Source organism: Cryobacterium sp. MDB2-A-1 (genome assembly GCF_004402675.1).
Taxonomy (GTDB): domain Bacteria; phylum Actinomycetota; class Actinomycetes; order Actinomycetales; family Microbacteriaceae; genus Cryobacterium; species Cryobacterium glucosi.
On sequence record NZ_SOFK01000009.1, the window covers coordinates 1 to 19358 of the forward strand.

Annotated in this window: 17 protein-coding genes; 2 read left to right on the forward strand and 15 right to left on the reverse strand. The window is 69.2% G+C overall.

Translation table 11 applies throughout. The features are described 5' to 3' along the window. Positions 1–507: 507 nt before the first annotated feature. Positions 508–1809 carry a tyrosine--tRNA ligase gene (tyrS, locus tag E3O39_RS00740; protein WP_241984930.1) on the reverse strand — a complete coding sequence of 434 codons (1302 nt, stop codon included), beginning with the start codon at positions 1807–1809 and terminating at the stop codon, positions 508–510. 166 nt (positions 1810–1975) lie between these two features. Here tyrS and E3O39_RS00745 point away from each other — a divergent pair, with 166 nt between their 5' ends. Continuing rightward, positions 1976–2659 carry a winged helix-turn-helix transcriptional regulator gene (locus E3O39_RS00745; protein WP_134447024.1) on the forward strand — a complete coding sequence of 228 codons (684 nt, stop codon included), beginning with the start codon at positions 1976–1978 and terminating at the stop codon, positions 2657–2659. Then, the gene (locus tag E3O39_RS00750) at positions 2656–3255 is read left to right on the forward strand and encodes a hypothetical protein (RefSeq protein ID WP_134447022.1); all 600 of its coding nucleotides are present in this window, start codon (positions 2656–2658) and stop codon (positions 3253–3255) included. The genes E3O39_RS00745 and E3O39_RS00750 overlap by 4 nt, the downstream gene beginning before the upstream one ends. Positions 3256–3316: 61 nt before the next feature. Here E3O39_RS00750 and E3O39_RS00755 read toward each other — a convergent pair whose 3' ends face one another. The 14 genes from E3O39_RS00755 to E3O39_RS00820 all read right to left on the reverse strand — a co-directional run bounded on the left by E3O39_RS00755 (position 3317) and on the right by E3O39_RS00820 (position 19322). Next, positions 3317–3928 carry a DNA-3-methyladenine glycosylase gene (locus tag E3O39_RS00755; RefSeq protein ID WP_134447020.1) on the reverse strand — a complete coding sequence of 204 codons (612 nt, stop codon included), beginning with the start codon at positions 3926–3928 and terminating at the stop codon, positions 3317–3319. Between the two features lie 53 nt (positions 3929–3981). After that, the gene (gene argH / locus E3O39_RS00760) at positions 3982–5418 is read right to left on the reverse strand and encodes an argininosuccinate lyase (RefSeq protein ID WP_134447018.1); all 1437 of its coding nucleotides are present in this window, start codon (positions 5416–5418) and stop codon (positions 3982–3984) included. Positions 5419–5428: 10 nt separating this feature from the next. After that, complete coding sequence (locus tag E3O39_RS00765) at positions 5429–6628, reverse strand: argininosuccinate synthase (RefSeq protein ID WP_134447017.1); 1200 nt, start codon at positions 6626–6628, stop codon at positions 5429–5431. Between the two features lie 33 nt (positions 6629–6661). After that, complete coding sequence (gene argF / locus E3O39_RS00770; RefSeq protein ID WP_134447015.1) at positions 6662–7594, reverse strand: ornithine carbamoyltransferase; 933 nt, start codon at positions 7592–7594, stop codon at positions 6662–6664. 35 nt (positions 7595–7629) lie between these two features. Continuing rightward, the gene (locus tag E3O39_RS00775) at positions 7630–8892 is read right to left on the reverse strand and encodes an acetylornithine transaminase (protein WP_134447013.1); all 1263 of its coding nucleotides are present in this window, start codon (positions 8890–8892) and stop codon (positions 7630–7632) included. Positions 8893–8932: 40 nt separating this feature from the next. After that, the gene (gene argB / locus E3O39_RS00780) at positions 8933–9784 is read right to left on the reverse strand and encodes an acetylglutamate kinase (RefSeq protein ID WP_241984934.1); all 852 of its coding nucleotides are present in this window, start codon (positions 9782–9784) and stop codon (positions 8933–8935) included. A 140-nt stretch (positions 9785–9924) separates the two neighbouring features. Beyond that, entirely contained in the window at positions 9925–11097 is a 1173-nt protein-coding gene (gene argJ / locus E3O39_RS00785; RefSeq protein WP_134447009.1) for a bifunctional glutamate N-acetyltransferase/amino-acid acetyltransferase ArgJ, read from the reverse strand. Next, complete coding sequence (gene argC, locus E3O39_RS00790; RefSeq protein ID WP_134447007.1) at positions 11094–12140, reverse strand: N-acetyl-gamma-glutamyl-phosphate reductase; 1047 nt, start codon at positions 12138–12140, stop codon at positions 11094–11096. The genes argJ and argC overlap by 4 nt, the downstream gene beginning before the upstream one ends. Before the next feature lie 231 nt (positions 12141–12371). Beyond that, a complete protein-coding gene (gene pheT, locus E3O39_RS00795; protein WP_134447005.1) occupies positions 12372–14951 on the reverse strand; it encodes a phenylalanine--tRNA ligase subunit beta in 2580 nt (859 codons plus the stop codon). Continuing rightward, positions 14951–16009 (reverse strand): phenylalanine--tRNA ligase subunit alpha, encoded by a 1059-nt coding sequence (pheS, locus tag E3O39_RS00800; RefSeq protein WP_134447003.1) that lies wholly within the window; start codon positions 16007–16009, stop codon positions 14951–14953. Before pheS ends, pheT begins: the two co-directional genes overlap by 1 nt. An 11-nt stretch (positions 16010–16020) precedes the next feature. After that, positions 16021–16800 carry an amino acid ABC transporter permease gene (locus tag E3O39_RS00805; RefSeq protein WP_241975412.1) on the reverse strand — a complete coding sequence of 260 codons (780 nt, stop codon included), beginning with the start codon at positions 16798–16800 and terminating at the stop codon, positions 16021–16023. A gap of 41 nt (positions 16801–16841) precedes the next feature. Next, entirely contained in the window at positions 16842–17489 is a 648-nt protein-coding gene (locus E3O39_RS00810) for an amino acid ABC transporter permease (RefSeq protein WP_134446999.1), read from the reverse strand. Positions 17490–17595: 106 nt separating this feature from the next. Next, positions 17596–18462, reverse strand: coding sequence for a glutamate ABC transporter substrate-binding protein (locus E3O39_RS00815; protein WP_134446997.1), 867 nt, complete (start codon positions 18460–18462; stop codon positions 17596–17598). 71 nt (positions 18463–18533) lie between these two features. Further along, complete coding sequence (locus tag E3O39_RS00820) at positions 18534–19322, reverse strand: amino acid ABC transporter ATP-binding protein (protein WP_134446995.1); 789 nt, start codon at positions 19320–19322, stop codon at positions 18534–18536. Between the last annotated feature and the right edge of the window lie 36 nt (positions 19323–19358).

Below are 19358 nucleotides of genomic sequence, written 5' to 3' on the forward strand. Positions count from 1 at the left end.
ATTGTGCACGCTGTTGAGTTCTCAAGGATCGGACGCACCCGGCTTCAGGCCACACCGTAACCGGCTTAGTGGCTGTCGCTCCGAGGCAACTTGTCTAACCTAACCTCCCCCGCAGCCCCTGTCAAATCGGCCGGGACCCCGCTTCTCGACACGAAAACGCGTCCACAAAAGGAGTTCAACCAATCCGACAAAACTTGCGGGAGGAAGACTTTCAAGCCTACGCCTCGCACATCCGAATCAAGGATTCGAGAGTGAGAAAAGCGTAAAACTTCGGTCCCACGTGAGGCCGGAAAGCACTGCGGCTTTTCCGCACCTTTGGGGTACGTGAAGACATTACGTGCCCCCACCACCCCCGTCAAAACCCGCACCACCCCGGGCGTGTCACGCCCCCGCCCACGCCGCCCCCAGCATCCGCGAGAGTACGATTTTGGCCCTTAAACCTCCGGTTTAAGGGCCAAAATCGTACTCTCGCGGCGGGGACTGCTCGACGAAGACGCCGGGCAGGGACTACTCGACGAAGACGCCGGCCAGGGTCTTCTTGCCGCGGCGGAGCACGGCGACACCACCGGGGAGCACGGCCCCCTCGATGGTCTGGTCCTCGCTGAGGACCTTGACGTTGTTCAGGTACACCCCGCCCTGCTTGATCGCGCGCCGGGCCTCGCTCAGGCTCGTCGTGAGTCCGGTGTCCACGAGCAACTGCATGACAGGTGCGTGCGGGGCCGTTGTCGTGTTGGGGAGTTCACGCAGGGCGGCCTCGAGGGTCTCCTCGTCGAGGTCGGCGAGGTCACCCTGGCCGAAGAGGGCCTGCGCGGCGTGGATGGCAGCATCCGTCGCCGCCCGCCCGTGCACGAGGCTCGTCACCGAGACGGCGAGGGTGCGCTGGGCGAGCCGCTTGAAGGGTTCCGTGGCAACCGATTCCTCGAGGCCCTCGATCTCGGCCCGCGTCAGGAACGTGAAGATCTTGAGGCGCAGGATCACATCGGCGTCGTCGGTGTTGAGCCAGAACTGGTAGAAGGCGTATGGGCTCGTCAGGGTGGGGTCGAGCCAGACGGCGTTGCCCTCGCTCTTGCCGAACTTGGTGCCGTCGCTGTTCGTGATCAGGGGTGTGCCGATGGCGTGCACGCTCGCACCCTCTGCCTTGCGGATCAGGTCCGTGCCGCTCGTGAGATTGCCCCACTGGTCGCTGCCCCCGGTCTGCAGCACGCAGCCGTGCGCGCGGAAGAGCTCGAGGAAGTCCAGGCCCTGCAGCACCTGGTAGCTGAACTCGGTGTAGCTGATGCCTGCGTCGGAGTTCAGCCGCGCGCTTACCGCATCCTTCTTGAGCATGGTGCCGACCCGGAAGTACTTGCCGATGTCGCGCAGGAAGTCGATCGCGCTGAGCGGACCGGTCCAGTCGAGGTTGTTCACCAGGGTGACGGGATTGTCGCCCTCCGCGCTCAGGAAGCGCGACACCTGCGCCTGCAGGTAGCCGACCCAGGTGCCGACGGTGTCCTTGGTGTTCAGCACCCGCTCCGCGGTGGGCCGCGGGTCGCCGATCAGACCAGTGGAACCGCCGACGAGGCCGAGCGGCCGGTGACCGGCGAGCTGCAGGCGGCGCATCAGCAGGAGCTGGACGAGATTTCCGAGGTGCAGGCTCGGCGCGGTCGGGTCGAACCCGCAATAGAAGGTGATCGGCTCCCCCGCGAGCAGCGCGCGCAGCTCGGCCTCGTCGGTCGACACCTGCACGAGGCCACGCCAGGAGATCTCCTCCCAGACATTCTCGAAGGTAACGTCGTTGGACTGCTGCTTGAGGATCACGGAATCTGACACGCAGCCCAGATTACCAGCGCGGCCGTGCCGGGCCGGGAGGACAGGCCTAAGCCTTCATCGTGAATAATTAAGCCTGAAGAATGAATATTCAGATATATAGCGTGTACGCTTACTTTATGCGGGCGAACTCCCGCGCTGCACAGCAATCGCACCGGAGGGCGCGCTCATGTTCGTGATCACCGCAGACCAGATCGACAGCCGCCACGACCGGGACCGGGCCGGCGAGATGATCGCCCGCCTCGCCGCCGACTTCGGCCCCGCCTTCCTCCTGCCGCCAGACCAGACCTCCGGCGACGAGATCCAGACGCTGCTCACCGACGCCGCGACCGCGCTCGACGTCGTGTTCGCGCTGCACCGGTCGGGGCACTGGAGCATCGGCCTCGGCATCGGCCCGGTCCGGGTGCCGCTCCCCCACGCCACCCGGCAGGCCTCCGGCGCGGCATTCATCGCCGCGCGGGCCGCCGTGACGCGAGCCAAGAAAGCGGATGCCCGCTTCGCCCTCGACGCAGACGGGTCCGGGGCCACGGCGGCCGGGGCATCCGCCGGCCGGCCCCACCCCGGCTTGCCCGCTGGCGCACCGATTCTGGCCGGCGCCGAGGTCGAGGCGCTCATCGCGACCGTGCTCCTGCTCCGCCAGCGCCGCTCGCCGGAGGGCTGGGCGGCGGTCGACCTGCTGCGCGGCGGGCTCAGCCAGGTCGACATCGCCGCCCGGCTCGGGATCACGCCCGCCGCGGTGAGCCAGCGGATCAAGTCCTCGCTCTGGAGGGTCGAGGAGGCTGCACACCCCGCACTCGTTAGGCTCGTGGAAGACCTCGAGCAGACTTCGACAGAAACGGACACCGCCGGATGACGATCCAGTCCTTCCAGATCCTCGCCACGCTGTACTGGATGCTGCTGTTGCTCGTGACGATCGGCTCGCTTGGCTGCGCCGTGCTCGCGTTCCGGTGGCGGAAGCAGACCTTCGCGATCATCTCGGCGGGCGGCCTCGCCGGCGCCCTGCTGATCGCGGCGGCCCCCGCTCCGGGCGGCAGCGACACCTTCGGCGTCATCCTCGGACTGATCGCACTCGCCCTCGCCGTCGTCGGCGGCGGTCCGATGGCCCTGCTCGCACTCGACTTCGCCACCCACGATTCCGCGCGGCCCGGCCAGCACGGCGGCATCCTCGTCGACGACGGCGCGACGCCCGCAGCACCCGGCGCGGCCGGTGCCGTGCACGAGGTGCTCCGCGGCGGTCTCATGATCGGCATCCTCGAACGGCTCGCGGTCGCGGGGGCGATCCTCGCCGGGTTCCCCGAGGCGATCGCCGTCGTCGTCGCCATCAAGGGCGTCGGCCGGTTCACCGAACTCACCGAGGCCGAAACCCGTGAGCGCTTCATCATCGGCACCTTCGCGAGCCTGATCTGGGCCTGCGCGTGCGCCGCCCTCGTGAAGATCGCGACGAGCTGAGCGACTGCGTGCGCTGAGTTACGGCCCCTCTGCGCGATCGGGAGGGTGTTTTGTCGGTGACTTAAACCCCCGACGCGTTTCCAAGCTGCGGATGCCGCCGGTAGGGCGACACGGTCGGCTCGCCCGGGAGCCAGAATCGCCACGGGAACGCCACTCCCCCGCCGGGACCGCTGACGCCGGTGCGCGGACCGGTGCGTACCGCAGGCGCGGGAATGGCGGGCAGGGTCAGCTCGAACGGCAGGGCGCCGAGATCGGCGCCGTCGTCGCCGAGCCCGATACCGAGGGCGATCGTGAGCCGCGCCGGTCCCCTGGCCAGATCGCCGTCGGTCTTCGAGGTCGTGCGGCGCGACCGGGCTTCGGCCAGTCCGTCGACGATCTCGCCTCCGCGGAGCAGGAGCGCTGACGCGGCACCCTCCGGGGAACAGACGATGTTGGCGCAGACGTGCATCCCATAGCTGAAATACGCGTAGAGGTGCCCGGGCGGGCCGTACATGGCCGCATTACGCCGGGTGCGACCCCGGAAGGCATGCGAGCCCGGGTCGGTTCCGTCGCCGAGGTAGGCCTCGACCTCGGTGATGCGCAGCGCGACCCCGCCGTGGCGGAGAACCGCACCGAGCACGAGCGGGGCGAGTTCGATCGCCGGCCGTGCGAGCAGCTCCCGGTCGAGGCTCACCGGCGGCGCCCGTCACGTCGCAGTTCCCGCGCGGCGTTCACCCGTGGCGCCCGCTAGAGCGCGAGTGCCGAGGCGAGCACGCGCACCCGGGCGACGAGCACGGCACGCTGCTCGGCAACGCGAACCGGGGCGGTGCCGCCCTGGCCGTCGCGACCCTCGACGGACCCGTGGATACTCAGCACGCTGCGCACCTCGGGGGTCAGGTGCGCGGAGATCGTGAGGAGCGCGTCATCGTCGACCTCGTGGAGTTCGAGTTCGTTCTGCTCGGCGTACTTCACGAGGAGCCCGGTGATCTCGTGCGCGTCCCGGAACGACACACGCTGCTTGACGAGCCATTCGGCGACATCGGTGGCCAGGGAGTAGCCCGCGGGGGCGAGTTCCGCCATCCGCTCGGTGTGGAAGGTCAGCGTCGCGATCATGCCGGCGAAGGCGGGCAGGAGCACCTCGAGGGTGTCGATCGAGTCGAAGACGGGTTCCTTGTCCTCCTGCAGGTCGCGGTTGTACGCGAGCGGGAGACCCTTGAGGGTCGTGAGCAGGCCGGTGAGGTTGCCGATCATGCGACCGGACTTGCCGCGGGCGAGTTCGGCGATGTCGGGGTTCTTCTTCTGCGGCATGATCGAGGACCCGGTCGAGTACGCGTCGTCGAGGGTGACGAAACCGAATTCGCGGGTGTTCCAGAGGATGATCTCCTCGGCGAGGCGGGAGATGTCGATGCCGATCTGGGCGGTGATGTACGCGAACTCGGCGACGAGGTCGCGGCTCGCGGTTCCGTCGATCGAGTTCTCGACGACGTGGCCGAAGCCGAGGTCGGTCGCGACGAGCCGGGCGTCGAGGCCGAGGGTGTTCCCGGCCAGCGCGCCGGAACCGTACGGCGAGTAGTCCGCGCGCTTGCCCCAGTCGGTGAAGCGTTCGAGGTCGCGCACGAGCGGCCAGCAGTGCGCGAAGAGGTGGTGGGCGAGGAGCACCGGCTGCGCATGCTGCAGGTGGGTGCGCCCGGGCATGATCGCGGTCTCGTTGGCCTCGGCCTGGGCGGCGAGGGCGTCGATCACCGTGATCAGGTGCGCGGAGATGCTCGCGGCCTTGTCGCGGAGCAGCATCCGGATCAGGGTGGCGACCTGGTCGTTCCGGCTGCGCCCGGCGCGGAGCTTGCCGCCGAGCGGGGCGCCGACGATGTCGATCAGGCCGCGTTCGAGGGCGGAGTGCACGTCCTCGTCGCTCTCGGCAGGCTGGAAGCTTCCATCGTTGATGGCGGCGTCGAGCCGGTCGAGCCCGGCGATCATGGCGGCGAGTTCTTCGGCGCTCAGGTAACCAGCGGCGGCCAGGGCACGGGCGTGAGCCCGGGAACCCCGGATGTCGTATGGCGCGAGTGGCCAGTCGAACTGGGTCGACTTGCTCAACCGTGCGAGCTCGGGGCTCGGTCCCCCGGCGAAGCGGCCACCCCAGAGGGCGCCCGCCTCACCGGCGCGGTTGACCGGAGAATCGCCTGTCATGCTCCGGACCCTACTTGCCGGCCAGGTCGCGGCGTGCGGAGATCTTGCTCGGCAGCGACCACAGCTCGATGAACCCCTTGGCCATGCTCTGGTCGAAGGTGTCTCCGGTGTCGTAGGTGGCGAGGTTGAAGTCGTAGAGGCTCTGCGGGCTCGTGCGGCCGGTGACGACCGCGGTGCCGGCGTGCAGCTTGAGGCGGATGTCGCCGGTCACGTACTTCTGCGTCTCGTCGATGAACACGTCGAGGGCACGCTTGAGGCCGGAGAACCAGAGCCCGTCGTAGACGAGTTCTGCCCACTTGGCCTCGACGCCGCGCTTGTAGCGGGCGAGGTCGCGTTCGATGGTCATGTTCTCGAGCTCTTCGTGCGCGGCGATGAGGGCGATGCCGGCGGGGGCCTCGTAGACCTCGCGGCTCTTGATGCCGACGAGGCGGTCTTCGACCATGTCGATCCGGCCGACGCCCTGGTCGCCGGCGAGCTTGTTCATGATCTCGATGGCCTGCAGAGGCGTGACGGGCTTGCCGTCGATCGCGACGGGGACGCCCTGGTCGAAGCGGATGACGACCTCGGTCGCGTCCCGCGTGACCGTGGGGTCCTGGGTGTACGTGTAGAGGTCCTCGATCGGCGCGTTCCACGGGTCTTCGAGGAAGCCGGTCTCGACCGCGCGGCCGTAGACGTTCTGGTCGATCGAGTACGGGCTCTTCGCGGACTGCTTGATCGGCAGGTTGTGCTCCGCGGCGTAGATGATGGCCTTGTCGCGGGTCAGCGCGAAGTCCCGGACCGGGGCGAGGGAGATCAGGTCGGGAGCGAGCGCGGCGACGGCGGCCTCGAACCGGACCTGGTCGTTGCCCTTGCCGGTGCAGCCGTGGGCGACGCTGTCGGCGCCGAGCGCCTTGGCGGTGGAGGCGAGGTACTTGGCGATCAGCGGGCGGCTGAGCGCGGAGACGAGCGGGTAGCGCTTCTGGTACAGCGCGTTGGCCTTGAGGGCCGGGACGATGTAGTCGTTGGCGAATTCGTCCTTCGCGTCGACGACGATGGCCTCGACGGCGCCGCAGTCGAGCGCACGCTGGCGGATGGCCTCCATGTCTTCGCCGTCCTGTCCGACGTCGATGGCGAGTGCTACGACCTCCTTGCCGGTCGCATCCTTCAGCCAGCCGATGCCGACCGAGGTATCCAGTCCACCGGAGTATGCGAGCACAACACGTTCAGCCATGGTTCTCCCTCTAAATATCTACTAAGTCTCAGTTTACGGGTTGGTGTTGTGGCCGAGCAGCCAGACCAGCAGCGCCTTCTGCGCGTGCAGGCGGTTCTCGGCCTCATCCCAGATGATGCTCTGCGGCCCGTCGATGACGTCCGCGGTGACCTCGTAACCGCGGTCGGCGGGAAGGCAGTGCATGAAGAGCGCGTCGGGCTTGGCGCGGGCGAGCAGCGCGCTGTCGACGCGGTAGGCGCCGAGGGAGGCGACGCGTGCGGCCTTCTCCTCCTCGAAACCCATCGACACCCAGGTGTCCGTGACGACGACGTCGACGCCGGTGACCGCTTCCGCGGGGTCGGTGTAGAGGGTGATCGAGCCGCCGGTCTTCGCGGCGATGGCCTCGGCATCCGCCAGCACCTGCGGCTGCGGGGTGTAGCCGGCCGGGGAGGCGACACGGATGTGCATGCCTGCCGTCGCGCCGGCGAGGAGGTAGGAGTGCGCCATGTTGCAGGCGCCGTCGCCGAGGAAGGTCAGGGTGAGGCCGGCGAGCTCGCCGCGGTGTTCGCGGATGGTGAGCAGGTCGGCGAGGAGCTGGCAGGGGTGGAAGTCGTCGGAGAGCGCGTTGACGACGGGCACGGTGGTGCCGAGGGCCATCTCCTCGAGGCCGGCCTGGCCGTAGGTGCGCCAGACGATCGCGGCGACCTGGCGTTCGAGCACGCGGGCGGTATCGCCCGCGGTCTCCTTGCCCCCGAGCTGGCTGTTGGCGGTGCTGATGATCAGCGGGCTTCCGCCGAGGTCGGCGATGCCGACGGCGAAGGACACCCGGGTGCGGGTCGACGACTTGTCGAAGATCACGGCGACGGTCTGGGGGCCCGCGAGGGGTTTCGCCTGGAATCGGTCGCGCTTGAGCTCAACGGCCAGGTCGAGGATCTCGGCTTGTTCGGCCGGGGAGATGTCGTCGTCGCGCAGGAAATGGCGGGTCACGGGGTCACTTTCGCTGGAATGGGGGATTCTTCAGCCTAGAGGCTGGCCAGGGCGAGCCCGAATCGGCGCCCGAATTCGGCCAGCTCGGCCTCGCCGACGATGAGGGGCGGCGCGAGCCGGATGGTGGACTCGTTTGCGGCGTTGATGATGAGGCCGGCCTCGAGGGCCGCGTCGGCGAGCTTCAGGGCCACGGGCTCGGCGAGTCCGATTCCGAGCAGCAGGCCGCGGCCCCGCACCTCGAGGATGTGCGGGGAGTCGAAGCCGAGGATCAGGTCGCGGAGCTGCTCGCCGCGGCGGGCGGCGTTGGCGACGAGGCCGTCCCGCTCGATGATGCCGAGCACGGTGTTGGCGGTCGTGGTCGCGAGCGGGTTCCCGCCGAAGGTCGAGCCGTGCTGGCCGCGCTGGAACAGCTCGGACGTCGCACCGAAGGTGACGAGGGCGCCGATCGGCACCCCGCCGCCGATGCCCTTGGCGATCGAGATCGCATCGGGCAGGATGCCGTCGTGCTGGTACGCGAACCAGTCTCCGGTGCGTCCGGCACCGGTCTGCACCTCGTCGAGGATGAGCAGGACCCCGTGCCGGGTGCAGAGCTCTCGGGCGCGGCGCAGGAAGCCGTCCGGCAGGTCGATGACGCCGGCTTCCCCCTGCACGGGCTCGAGGAACAGGGCGGCGACGGTGTCGTCGATCGCGGCCTCGAGGGCCTCGAAGGTCGCGTGGATGTGCTCGACGCCGCCGGGCACCGGCAGGAACGGCGCCCGCATGGCGGGCTTGCCTGACAGGGCGAGGGCGCCCATGGTGCGGCCGTGGAAGGACTCGTGCAACGAGAGGATGCGGGTGCGCGGCCGACCGGGCTCGCTCCCGATGTTGAGGCGGGCGAGTTTGAAGGCCGCCTCGTTGGCCTCGGCGCCCGAGTTGCAGAAGTAGACACGGCCGGCCGGGCCGGCCCCGGTGATGCGCTTGAGCCGTTCGGCGAGCTCGATCTGCGAGGGGGACGCGAAGTAGTTGGAGATGTGCGCGAGGGTGCCGACCTGGGCGGACACGGCGGCGACCATCTCGGGGTGGGCGTGCCCGAGGGAGTTGACGGCGATGCCCGCGAGGAAGTCGAGGTATTCGGTGCCGTTCTCGTCCCAGACGTAGCAGCCGGCGCCGCGGACGAGCATCGCGCGCGGCGGCGCGAAGGTGAGCATCATCGCCGCGGTGTATCGGTCCCGCCAGCCCTCGCTGCGTTCCGCGAGCGTGGCCGCGTCGGTCGTGCCCGCGTAGGTTGCCGGTGAGTCGGTGATCGTTTCGCCTGTCATTCTCAAATCCGTCGTGTCGGTGGTGTGGTGCGGTTGGGCTTCAGTTCGCCCGGGGTACTACTTCGGTGCCGATCCCGCTCCCGGTGAAGACCTCGAGCAGGATCGAGTGCGGCACGCGCCCGTCGATGATGGCCGCCTTGGCGACGCCGCCCTCGACGGCGTCGAGGCAGGCGGTCATCTTGGGGATCATCCCGGATTCCAGGTCGGGCAGCAGGGCGCGGAGCTCGGGCACTTCGATGATCGAGACGAGGGAGTCCCGGTTCGGCCAGTCGCTGTAGAGCCCGGCGACATCGGTGAGGATGACGAGCTTCTCGGCCCCGAGCGCGATGGCGAGGGACGCGGCGGCGGCGTCGGCGTTGATGTTCAGGGACTGGCCCGGGACATCCGTGTCTGGCGCGATCGAGGAGATCACCGGGATGCGGCCCGCGTCGAGCTGGGCGTGCACGGCCTCTGGGTCGACGCCGATCACGTCGCCGACGAGGCCGAGGTCGACCTCCTCGCCGTCGATCATCGTGCCGCGGCGGCGGCCCTGGAAGAGTCCGGCGTCCTCGCCGGAGAGGCCGGCCGCGAGGGGGCCGTGCTCGTTGATGTGGCTGACGAGCTCGCGGTTGATCTGGCCGGTGAGCACCATCCGCACGACGTCCATCGCCTCGGGGGTCGTCACGCGGTAGCCGCCGCGGAATTCGCTCTGGATGCCGAGGCGGTCGAGCATCGCCGAGATCTGCGGGCCGCCTCCGTGCACGACGACGGGGCGGAGGCCGGCATAACGCAGGTAGACCATGTCCTCGGCGAAGCTGCGCTGCAGCGCCTCGCTGACCATGGCGTTACCGCCGAACTTGACGACGATGATCTTGTCGTGGAAGTGCTTGAGCCAGGGCAGCGACTCGATCAGGGTCTCGGCCTTGACCGCGGCCTCGGCCCGGGTGTTCGACTCGGCCTCGGTCGTGTCGACCTCTGCGTCGCTCGCGTGCGTTCCGGTGCCGGTGTCCGCGAGCGGATGCCGGTGCGAGGCCTTGCCGTGCGTGTGACGGGTCAACTCGAGTACGCGCTGTTCTCTTCGACGTAGGCGTGCGTGAGGTCGTTGGTCCAGATCGTCGCTTCCGCGTCCCCCGCGTGCAGCGTGATCAGCACCGTGACGGAGCGTGGCGTGAGGTCGACGAGTTCGCGGGGCTGGTCCGGCTCCCCCGCGGTGCAGACCTGCACCCCGTTGATCGTGACGTCGATGTTGTACGGGTCGAAGGCGGCATCCGTCGTGCCGACGGCGGCGAGCACGCGGCCCCAGTTCGGGTCGTTGCCGAAGATGGCGGTCTTGAACAGGTTGCTGCGGGAGACAGCGCGGGCCACGATGACGGCGTCGGCTTCGGTCTCGGCGTTGCGCACGGTGATGGCGACGTCGTGGGCGCTGCCCTCCGCGTCGGCCTGCAGCTGCAGGGTGAGGTCCTGGCAGATCGCGGTGAGCGCGGCGGCGAATTCGGCTTCGTCCGGCGCGATGCCGCTCGCGCCAGAGCCGAGCAGGCTCACGGTGTCGTTGGTCGACATGCATCCGTCGGAGTCGAGGCGGTCGAAGGTGATCCGGGTCGCGACCCGGAGCGCCCTGTCGAGCTGGGCGGAGTCGAGGACGGCGTCGGTCGTGATCACGACGAGCATTGTCGCGAGGCCGGGGGCGAGCATGCCTGCGCCCTTGGCCATCCCGCCGATCGACCAGCCGGCCGGCGCGGTCACGGCGGACTGCTTCGGAGTGGTGTCGGTCGTCATGATGGCCCTGGCGGCGGACAGGCCCGCTTCGGCGGACGTCGAGTCGTCCGTGCGCAGGGCGAGGGTGGCGTCCCAGATGCCTGCGGTGATCTTGTCCAGGTCGAGCTGTTCGCCGATCAGGCCGGTCGAGCAGACGAGCACCTCCCCGGCGGACACGCCGAGGCGGTCACCGACGGCCTCCGCGGTCGCATGGGTGGTCTGGAAGCCGATGCTGCCGGTGTAGCAGTTCGCACCGCCCGAGTTGAGCACGATCGCGCGGACGCTGCCGCCGCGCATGACCTGCTGGCTCCAGATCACCGGGTTCGCCTTGCAGCGATTGCTCGTGAACACGGTCGCGGCACTGGAGAGCGGGCCGAGGTTCTGCACGACGGCGAGGTCGAGTCCGCCGGACTTCTTGAGGCCGGCTGTGACGCCGGCTGCCGCGAATCCGGCGGGGGTTGTGACGCTCACGGGGCGACTCCATTCATGCTGAGGCCCAGGGTCTCGGGCAGCCCGAGGGCCAGGTTTGCGGATTGGATCGCGGCACCGGCGGTGCCCTTGGCGAGGTTGTCGACGGCGGTCACCGTGACGACGCGGCCGACGGCCTCGTCGACGGCGAGGCCGATCAGTGCGGTGTTGGCGCCGAGCACGTCGCTCGTGCGCGGGAAGTGTCCGGCCGGGAGCAGGTGCACAAACGGTTCGTCTGCGTATGCGCTCTCCCAGGCTGCGCGCACGGCGGCTGCGGAGGTGCCGGGCACGAGGCGCGCCGTCGCCGTCGCGAGGATGCCGCGGGACATCGGCACGATCACGGGCGTGAAGGAGATGGTCGGATTCACGGCGCCCGCCCAGCGCAGGCTCTGCTGGATTTCGGGAATGTGCCGGTGGGTGCCGCCGACCGCGTACGGGTTGGCGGATCCGAGCACCTCTGCGGCGAGGTTCGGGACTTTGAGGCTCTTGCCCGCACCCGATGGTCCGACGGCGAGCACGGCGACGAGGTCGGCCGGTTCGATCACGCCGGCGTGGATGCCGGGCGCGAGGGCCAGTGCGACCGTGCTCGCGTTGCACCCGGGCGCGGCGATCCGGCGGGCTCCGACCAGGCGGGAGCGCTGCTTGCCGCCACCGGGGATCGGGAGTTCGGGGACGCCGTACGCCCACGAGCCGAAGTAGTCGCCGCCGTAGAACGCCGCCCAGTCCGCTGCATCCTCCAGCCGGTGGTCCGCGCCGCAGTCGATCACGAGCGTGTCGGGCGACAGCTCCGCGCTCAGGGCACCGGATGCCCCGTGCGGCAGGGCGAGGAAGACGACGTCGTGCCCGGCGAGGTTGACGGCGTTCGTGTCCACGAGGGTGAGGTGCGCGAGGCCGCGAAGGTGCGGTTGCACGTCGATCAATCGCTGGCCCGCGTTGCTGTGCGCGGTCACCGTGCGCACCTCGAATTCAGGGTGTCCGGCGAGCATTCGCAGCAATTCTCCGCCCGCGTAACCGCTCGCGCCTGCAATTGCTACCGAAAAAGCCATGTGACAAACCTATCGCGCTGCCCCGCGCCCCCGGGAATCCGGGCGACATCGGGTCGGTTCCCGCCGGCATCCGCACCCGGCCACCCGAGCGCACGTCAGCTGCGCACGCAAGAAAGTTGCGCGCCACCTCCGCCGCGACGCGCCAATCGCGCCCGATCGCGCGCCATTTCCGCCGTTTCGCGCCAGGCGTGCCTGGCGCGAAACGGCGCACGTGGCGCGCACCCCGGAGTCTTACTCGCGGAGGGTCGCGTCGAAGCGGGCGGCCGCGACGGCCACGCCGGCGAGCTTCGCGTCGCTCGCTTCCGCGGCGGTCAGGGTGCGGTCGGTGGCCCGGAATCGCAGCGCGAACGTCAGCGACTTGCGGCCGGGCTCGATCCCGGTGCCGCGGTAGTCGTCGACGAGCTCGATGTGGTCGAGCAGCGCGCCGGCCCCTTCAGCCACTGCCGCGAGCACCTCGGCTGCGGGCACCGTGGCGCTGACGACGAGCGAGAGGTCCTGGGTCGCTGCGGGCATCGTCTTGATCGGTGCGGCGTGCAGTTCGGAACCGGCCTGGGCGAAGACGTCGGAGAGGGTGATCTCGGCGACGGCGACCACGGCGGGCAGGTCGAAGCCGGTCGCGACGGCGGGCAGCAGTTCGCCCGCGAAGCCGACGCTCAGCTCCCCGTCTGCGGTGGCGACGAACAACTCGGCGGTGCGGCCGGGGTGCATCGCCGGGTGCACTCCCTGGCGCACCAGGATCGGCACGCCGGTCGCGAGCGCGACCTGCTGCACGGCGGCGAGGGCGTCCTGCCAGCCTGCGGCGATCGGCGCCCGGCCGGGCTGGTGCCGCACGGTGTTCCCGGTGAGAGCGACGGCGACGGAGTACGGCTGCGGCGGGATGCCCGCGTTGAGCTCGGCCTCGAGTGCCGTGCTGGGGCGGGTGGCACCCGCCGGTACGACGAGGCTGCCGTAGCGGATGCCCGCCACCGGCCGGAAGACGAGTCCCTGTTCGAAGACGGCCAGGTCGGTGATCCCGCGAGAACGGTTGCGGTGCGCGATCCGCAGCAGGCCAGGGAGGATCGAGGTGCGCAGGAAAGGCGCCTCGCCGTCGAGCGGATTGGCTACGCGGGTATGGGGGACCTCGGCGACGGCGGGGATGCCGGCGGCGGCACCGGCGGCATCCGTCGTGGTCGCGAGCGGTGCGAAGAGGCGGTTGTCGGCCTCGGACACGAACGGGTAGGCGAGCACCTCGGTGTGGCCGGTGGCCGCGAGGGTCTGCGCGACCGTGCGGCGCAGGCGCTGCACGAGGGTCAGGCCGCGGCCGGGCGGGGCGACCGGGAGCACAGAGGGGATGCTGTCGTAGCCGACGATGCGGGCGACCTCCTCTGCGAGGGTCCACTTGTCGGTGAGGTCGGGGCGCCAGGTCGGCGGGGTCACCGAGAGTCCGGTCGGGGTTTCGACGAGCAGGCCGCCGATCTCGGCGAGGGCTGAGCGCTCCTCGTCGTCCGAGTAGGTGCGCCCGATCAGGCCGGAGATGAAGTCGCGCGGGAGCTCGATCGCGACGGGCGGCACCGAGGAGTCGAGCGCGGAGCCGAGGCCGTCCGCGGTTCCGCCGGCGAGGTCGACGAGCAGCTGCACGACGCGGGCAGCTGCCACGGCGGCGACCTGAGGGTCCACTCCGCGTTCGAAGCGACGGGAGGCCTCGCTCGGGAGCTTGTGGCGGCGGGCGCTGCGGGCGATCGACACCGGGTCGAAGTTCGCGGCCTCGATGAGCACGTTCGTGGTGGATGCACCGATCTCGGTGCTGCGGCCGCCCATCACGCCGGCGAGGCCGATGGCACCGGACTCGTCGGTGATCAGGAGGTCCTCGGAGTGCAGGGCGCGCACGACGCCGTCGAGGGTCGTGAGCTTCTCCCCCGGTTCCGCCCGGCGCACCAGGATGCCGCCGGCGAGGGCGTCGAGGTCGTAGCCGTGCAGCGGCTGGCCGAGTTCGAGCATGACGTAGTTGGTCACGTCGACGACGAGCGAGATGGACCGCATGCCCGCGAGGGCGAGCCGGGTGATCATCCAGGCCGGAGTGGGCCGGGACGGGTCGACGCCGCGCACGGCGCGGGTCACGAAGACGCTCGCGCCCACGCGACCGCGGATGGGGGAAGCGTCGGCGAGCGTGACGGGGAAATCAATCGTGGAAACCGCGGTCACCGTCGCGAGGGCGGGGTCGCGGAAGGCGGCCCCTGTCGCGTGCGAGTATTCGCGGGCGATGCCGCGGATCGAGAACGCGTAGCCGCGGTCGGGGGTCACGTTGACCTCGACGGCGGTGTCGTCGAGTCCGAGGAGGGCGATCGCGTCGGTGCCGACCGGGGCGTCGTCGAGGCCGAGGTTCTTCAGGAGCAGAATGCCATCATGCTCGTCGCCGAGGCCGAGCTCGCGGGCCGAGGCGATCATGCCGTCGGAGACGTGGCCGTAGGTCTTGCGGGGCGCGATCGGGAACGGGCCGGGGAGCACCGCGCCGGGCAAGGTCACGACGACCTTGTCGCCGACGACGAAGTTGTGGGCGCCGCAGACGATGCCGTGCACGGCGGGGCCGCCGTCGGCCGCGGTCTCGTCGCCGGGCGCGACGCGCACCTGGCACCAGTTGATGATCTTGCCGTTGGTCTGCGGCTCTCCGACGAACTCGAGCACCTCGCCGACGACGATCGGGCCGGTCAGCTCGAAGCGGTGGATCTCTTCTTCTTCGAGGCCGACGCTCACGAGGGCGGCGTGCACGGCTTCGGGGGTCGTGCCGGGTTCGAGGTCGACGAATTCGCCGAGCCAGCTCAGGGGAACGCGCATCAGACGGTCATCCCGTACTGCTGGCTGAACCGTGCGTCGCCTTCGACCATGTCGTGCATATCCTTCACATCGTTGCGGAACATCAGTGCTCGTTCGACGCCGACGCCGAACGCGAAGCCCGAGTAGACCTCGGGGTCGATCCCCGCGGAGCGGAGCACGTTTGCGTTGACCATGCCGCAGCCGCCCCACTCGATCCAGCGCGCGCCGCCCTTGAAGGTCGGGTGCCAGACGTCGAGCTCGGCGCTCGGTTCGGTGAACGGGAAGTAGTTCGGCCGCAGCCGCACCTTCGCCTCCGGGCCGAAGAGGGCCTGCACGAAGTGGTCGAGGGTGCCGCGGAGGTGCGCCATCGTGAGCCCCTTGTCGACGGCGATGCCCTCGATCTGGTGGAACACGGGAGTGTGGGTCGCATCGAGCTCGTCGGTGCGGTACACCCGGCCGGGCGCGACGACGTAGACCGGCAGCTCGCGGGAGAGCAGGGCGCGCATCTGCACGGGCGAGGTGTGCGTGCGCAGCACGAGGTGTGCCTCGGGCGGGTCGATGAAGAAGGTGTCCTGCATCGCGCGCGCCGGGTGGTCCTCGTCGAAGTTGAGCGCGTCGAAGTTGAACCACTCGCTTTCGAGCTCGGGGCCTTCCGCGACCTCCCAGCCCATCGCGACGAAGACGTCGGCGACGCGTTCCTGCAGCAGGGCGAGCGGATGCCGCGCCCCGGCGTGCCAGGTCGACGCCGCTGCCGTGACATCCACCGTTTCAGCGGCGAGCTGTGCGGCGGCCTCTGCCGCGCCGATCTCCGCCTCGCGGGCGGAGAGGGCCTGGTTGACCCGGGCCCTGGCCTGGCCGACGAGCTTGCCGGCCGCCGCCTTCTGCTCCTTCGACACCGAACGCATCAGTGCGTTCAGGCGGGAGAGCGGAGACGCCTCACCGGCGTGTTCGCTCCGGGCCGCCTTGAGGGCGGACGAGTCGGCGGCGGCGGATATGGCGGCCAGGGCGGCGGTGACCGCCGCGGTCACGGCCGCTTCGGAGATTTCGGCCGGTGCGGGGTTTTCGGTGGATTCAGACACAAGTCCCAAGTTTAGTGCGTGGGCTTCGAACCGCTCCGCCGGGCGATCCGCCGGGCCAGCCACGACAGCGACAGGTTCATCGCGAGGTAGATGACGAGCACGACGAAGAAGAAGGAGAAGGAGTATCGGTTGCCGAAGAAGTTGGTCAGGTCGCGCATGCTGCGCAGGAGTTCGGAGTATCCCACCACGAAGGCGAGCGAGGTGTCCTTGAGCAGCACGACGAGCTGGGCGATGATGATCGGCAGCATCTGCCGGAAAGCCTGCGGGAATTCGATCCGGAGTCGCGTCGCGATGGGGGTCAGGCCGATCGCGAGACCGGCTTCGCGCTGGCCGCGTGGGAGCGCCTTGATACCGGCCCGGAGGGCCTCGCCGATGATCGCGCCGTTGTAGACGGCGAGGGCGGCGACGCCGGCCCAGAACGATCCGGTCGAGAAGACGAGCAGGACGAACAGCATCATCAGCAGCACGGGCATGCCGCGAAAGAATTCGAGGACGACCGTGGTGGGCACCCGGATCCAGGCCGTGTCGGAGGCGCGGCCGAAGGAGAACAGCACACCGAGGACGAGGGCGAGGACGGCCGCGACACCGGCCATTTCGAGGGTCGCGAGCGCGCCGCGGCCGAGCGAGCGCCAGACCTCGAGGTCGTTGAAGACGTCCCAGCGGCTCAGGTCCCAGAGTCCGGGCTGCACGGCGCCGTTGGCGCTCGCCTTCGGGGCTCCCAGGGCGAGCACGAGGGCGACGACACCGACGGCGATCACGGCGACGCCGACGTAGGAGATGATGCGGGACATCCGCCGGGCCTTGGGGCCTGGCGCATCGTAGAGGACCGAGGTCATCGGAGCACCGCCACTCTCTTCTCGACCCGGCCGGCGATGATGCCGAGGGTCACGGTGATCAGCAGGTAGAAGACGGCCACCGCGAGCAGGATTGCGAGGACCTGGTCGCCGCGGTCGTTGGTGACCTGGCGGGCGGCGCCGAAGAGTTCGAAGACGAAGAAGGCGCCGGCGACGGAGGTGTTCTTCGCGAGGGCGATGAACACGTTGATCAGGGGCGGCACGACCATCCGCAGCGCCTGCGGCAGGATCACGAAGGCGAGCGACTGGCCGAAGCCGAGCCCGATGCTGCGGGCGGCCTCGGCCTGGCCGACGTGCACGCCGTTGATACCGCTGCGCACGGCTTCGGCGACGAACGGCGAGGTGTAGACGGTGAGGCCGATCGCTGCGAGCGTGAAGTAGCCGGGCGAGAACTGCAGGTATGGCAGCAGGAACGCGCAGAAGAAGAGGATCAGGGTCAGGGGTGTGTTGCGGATGATCTCGGTGTAGACCGTGGCGAAGCCGCGGAACGAGCCGATGGGCGAGATGCGCAGGCCGGCAACGATCAGGCCGAGAATGAGTGCGCCCACCCCGGAGATGACGAGCAGGCCGAGGGTGTTTCGAAAGCCTTCGAGGAAGACCGGCAGGTTATCGATGACTGCGTCCATGCCTCAACTCCTCTTCTATGTCTGTGTCTGTGGGTGTCGGTGGGTGCATTCGAACGCGAGGCCGGGCGGATGCCGCATCAGGCATCCGCCCGGCGTCGCGCGGGTTCTAGTAGCGGTTGATGGTCGGCGGGGTGGGGGTGTCGAGGACCTTGCCTGCGGTGGCCTCCCAGGCCGCTGCCCAGGTTCCGTCGGTGAAGGAGGCGGCCAGGGTGTCGTTGATGAAGGCGCGGAATTCGGTGTCGTCCTTCTTCAGCCCGATGCCGTACGGCTCCTTGGTGAATGGCTTGCCGACGACCTCGAATTCGCCGGAGTTCTGGTCGGCGAGACCGGCGAGGATGACGTTGTCGGTCGTGACCGCGACGACTTCACCGCTGCGCAGCGGGCCGAGGCAGTTGGAGTAGGTGTCCGTCGCGATCACGTTGGTCGTGTACGCGGCGATGTTCTTCTCCGAGGTCGAGCCGCTCACGGTGCAGACCGGCTTCCCAGTGAGGTCTTCTGGCCCGGTGATCTTGTTCGGGTTCCCGGCGAGCACGAGCAGGTCCTGTCCGGCTTCGTAGTACGGGCCGGCGAAGGAGACGACCTCCTTGCGCTTGTCGTTGATCGTGTAGGTCGCGATGACGATGTCGACCTGGCCGTTCGTGATGAACGGTTCCCGGTTGGCCGACACGGTCTCGACCCAGTTGATCTTGTCCGCTGCGATGCCGAGCTTGGCCGCGATGAGCTTGCCGATCTCGACGTCGAATCCGACGGGGCCGTTCGGGCCCTTGAGTCCGAACAACGGCTGGTCGAACTTGGTGCCGATGGTGATCTTGCCTGCTTCGGCGAGCTTGGCCATGGTCGTGCCCGGCGCGAACGTCGGGGTGGCGGCGACGGGGGCCGCAGAGGGGGATGCACCGGAGTCGGTGCAGGCGCTGAGCGTGAGAACGCTCGCGAGGGCAATGGCAGAAATCACTAGACCTTTATTGAGTCGCATGGTGTCCTCCTGGGTGCTGTGTGCGGGGATCGCCGGTCGTGTGACCGGCAAGTACTGCGGGAAGAGGATCCTCAGTGCGCGAGGATCTTCGAAAGGAAGTCTTTGGCGCGGGTGGTCTGCGGGTTGGTGAAGAAACGGTCCGGGGTCGATTCCTCGACGATCTCGCCCTCGGCCATGAAGATGACCCGGTTGGCGGCCCTGCGGGCGAAGCCCATCTCGTGGGTGACCACGATCATGGTCATTCCGTCGTTGGCGAGATCGATCATGACCTCGAGAACCTCGTTGATCATTTCGGGGTCGAGTGCGCTCGTCGGCTCGTCGAGGAGGATGACCTTGGGTTCCATGGCGAGGGCCCTGGCGATCGCGACGCGCTGCTGCTGGCCGCCGGAGAGCTGGGCGGGCATCTTGTGGGCCTGGTCGGCGACGCCGACCCGCTCGAGGAGGGCCATCGCCCGGGTCTCGGCGTCGGCCTTGGACAGCCCGCGCACCTTGATCGGCCCGAGGGTGACGTTCTGCAGCACCGTCATGTGCGCGAACAGGTTGAACGCCTGGAAGACCATGCCGACGTCTGCCCGCAGCCGGGCCAGGCCCCTGCCCTCTTCGGGAAGGGCCTGACCGTCGATCGTGATGACGCCGGAGTCGATCGTCTCGAGGCGATTGATAGCCCGGCAGAGCGTGGACTTGCCCGACCCGCTCGGGCCGATGACGACGACGACCTCGCCACGGGTGACGACGGCGTTGATGTTCTTGAGGACGTGCAGCTCGCCGAAGTGCTTGTTGACATCGGTAACGACCACGAGGGGCTCGCCCCGACGCACCGTGATGTTCGACGTAGCCGGCGTGGGATCTGTAGGCTCCATATCCCCCAATCTAGGGGAAATTGTTAGCAGCGCAAA

Coding starts and splice junctions, on each gene's coding strand:
- E3O39_RS00745 (WP_134447024.1), top strand. CDS start 1,976: ATGTTCGTGATCACCGCAGACCAGATCGACAGCCGCCACGACCGGGAC.
- E3O39_RS00750 (WP_134447022.1), top strand. CDS start 2,656: ATGACGATCCAGTCCTTCCAGATCCTCGCCACGCTGTACTGGATGCTG.
- argH (WP_134447018.1), bottom strand. CDS start 5,418: ATGACAGGCGATTCTCCGGTCAACCGCGCCGGTGAGGCGGGCGCCCTC.
- E3O39_RS00765 (WP_134447017.1), bottom strand. CDS start 6,628: ATGGCTGAACGTGTTGTGCTCGCATACTCCGGTGGACTGGATACCTCG.
- E3O39_RS00775 (WP_134447013.1), bottom strand. CDS start 8,892: ATGACAGGCGAAACGATCACCGACTCACCGGCAACCTACGCGGGCACG.
- argC (WP_134447007.1), bottom strand. CDS start 12,140: ATGGCTTTTTCGGTAGCAATTGCAGGCGCGAGCGGTTACGCGGGCGGA.
- pheT (WP_134447005.1), bottom strand. CDS start 14,951: ATGCGCGTTCCCCTGAGCTGGCTCGGCGAATTCGTCGACCTCGAACCC.
- E3O39_RS00805 (WP_241975412.1), bottom strand. CDS start 16,800: ATGTCCCGCATCATCTCCTACGTCGGCGTCGCCGTGATCGCCGTCGGT.
- E3O39_RS00810 (WP_134446999.1), bottom strand. CDS start 17,489: ATGGACGCAGTCATCGATAACCTGCCGGTCTTCCTCGAAGGCTTTCGA.
- E3O39_RS00815 (WP_134446997.1), bottom strand. CDS start 18,462: ATGCGACTCAATAAAGGTCTAGTGATTTCTGCCATTGCCCTCGCGAGC.
- E3O39_RS00820 (WP_134446995.1), bottom strand. CDS start 19,322: ATGGAGCCTACAGATCCCACGCCGGCTACGTCGAACATCACGGTGCGT.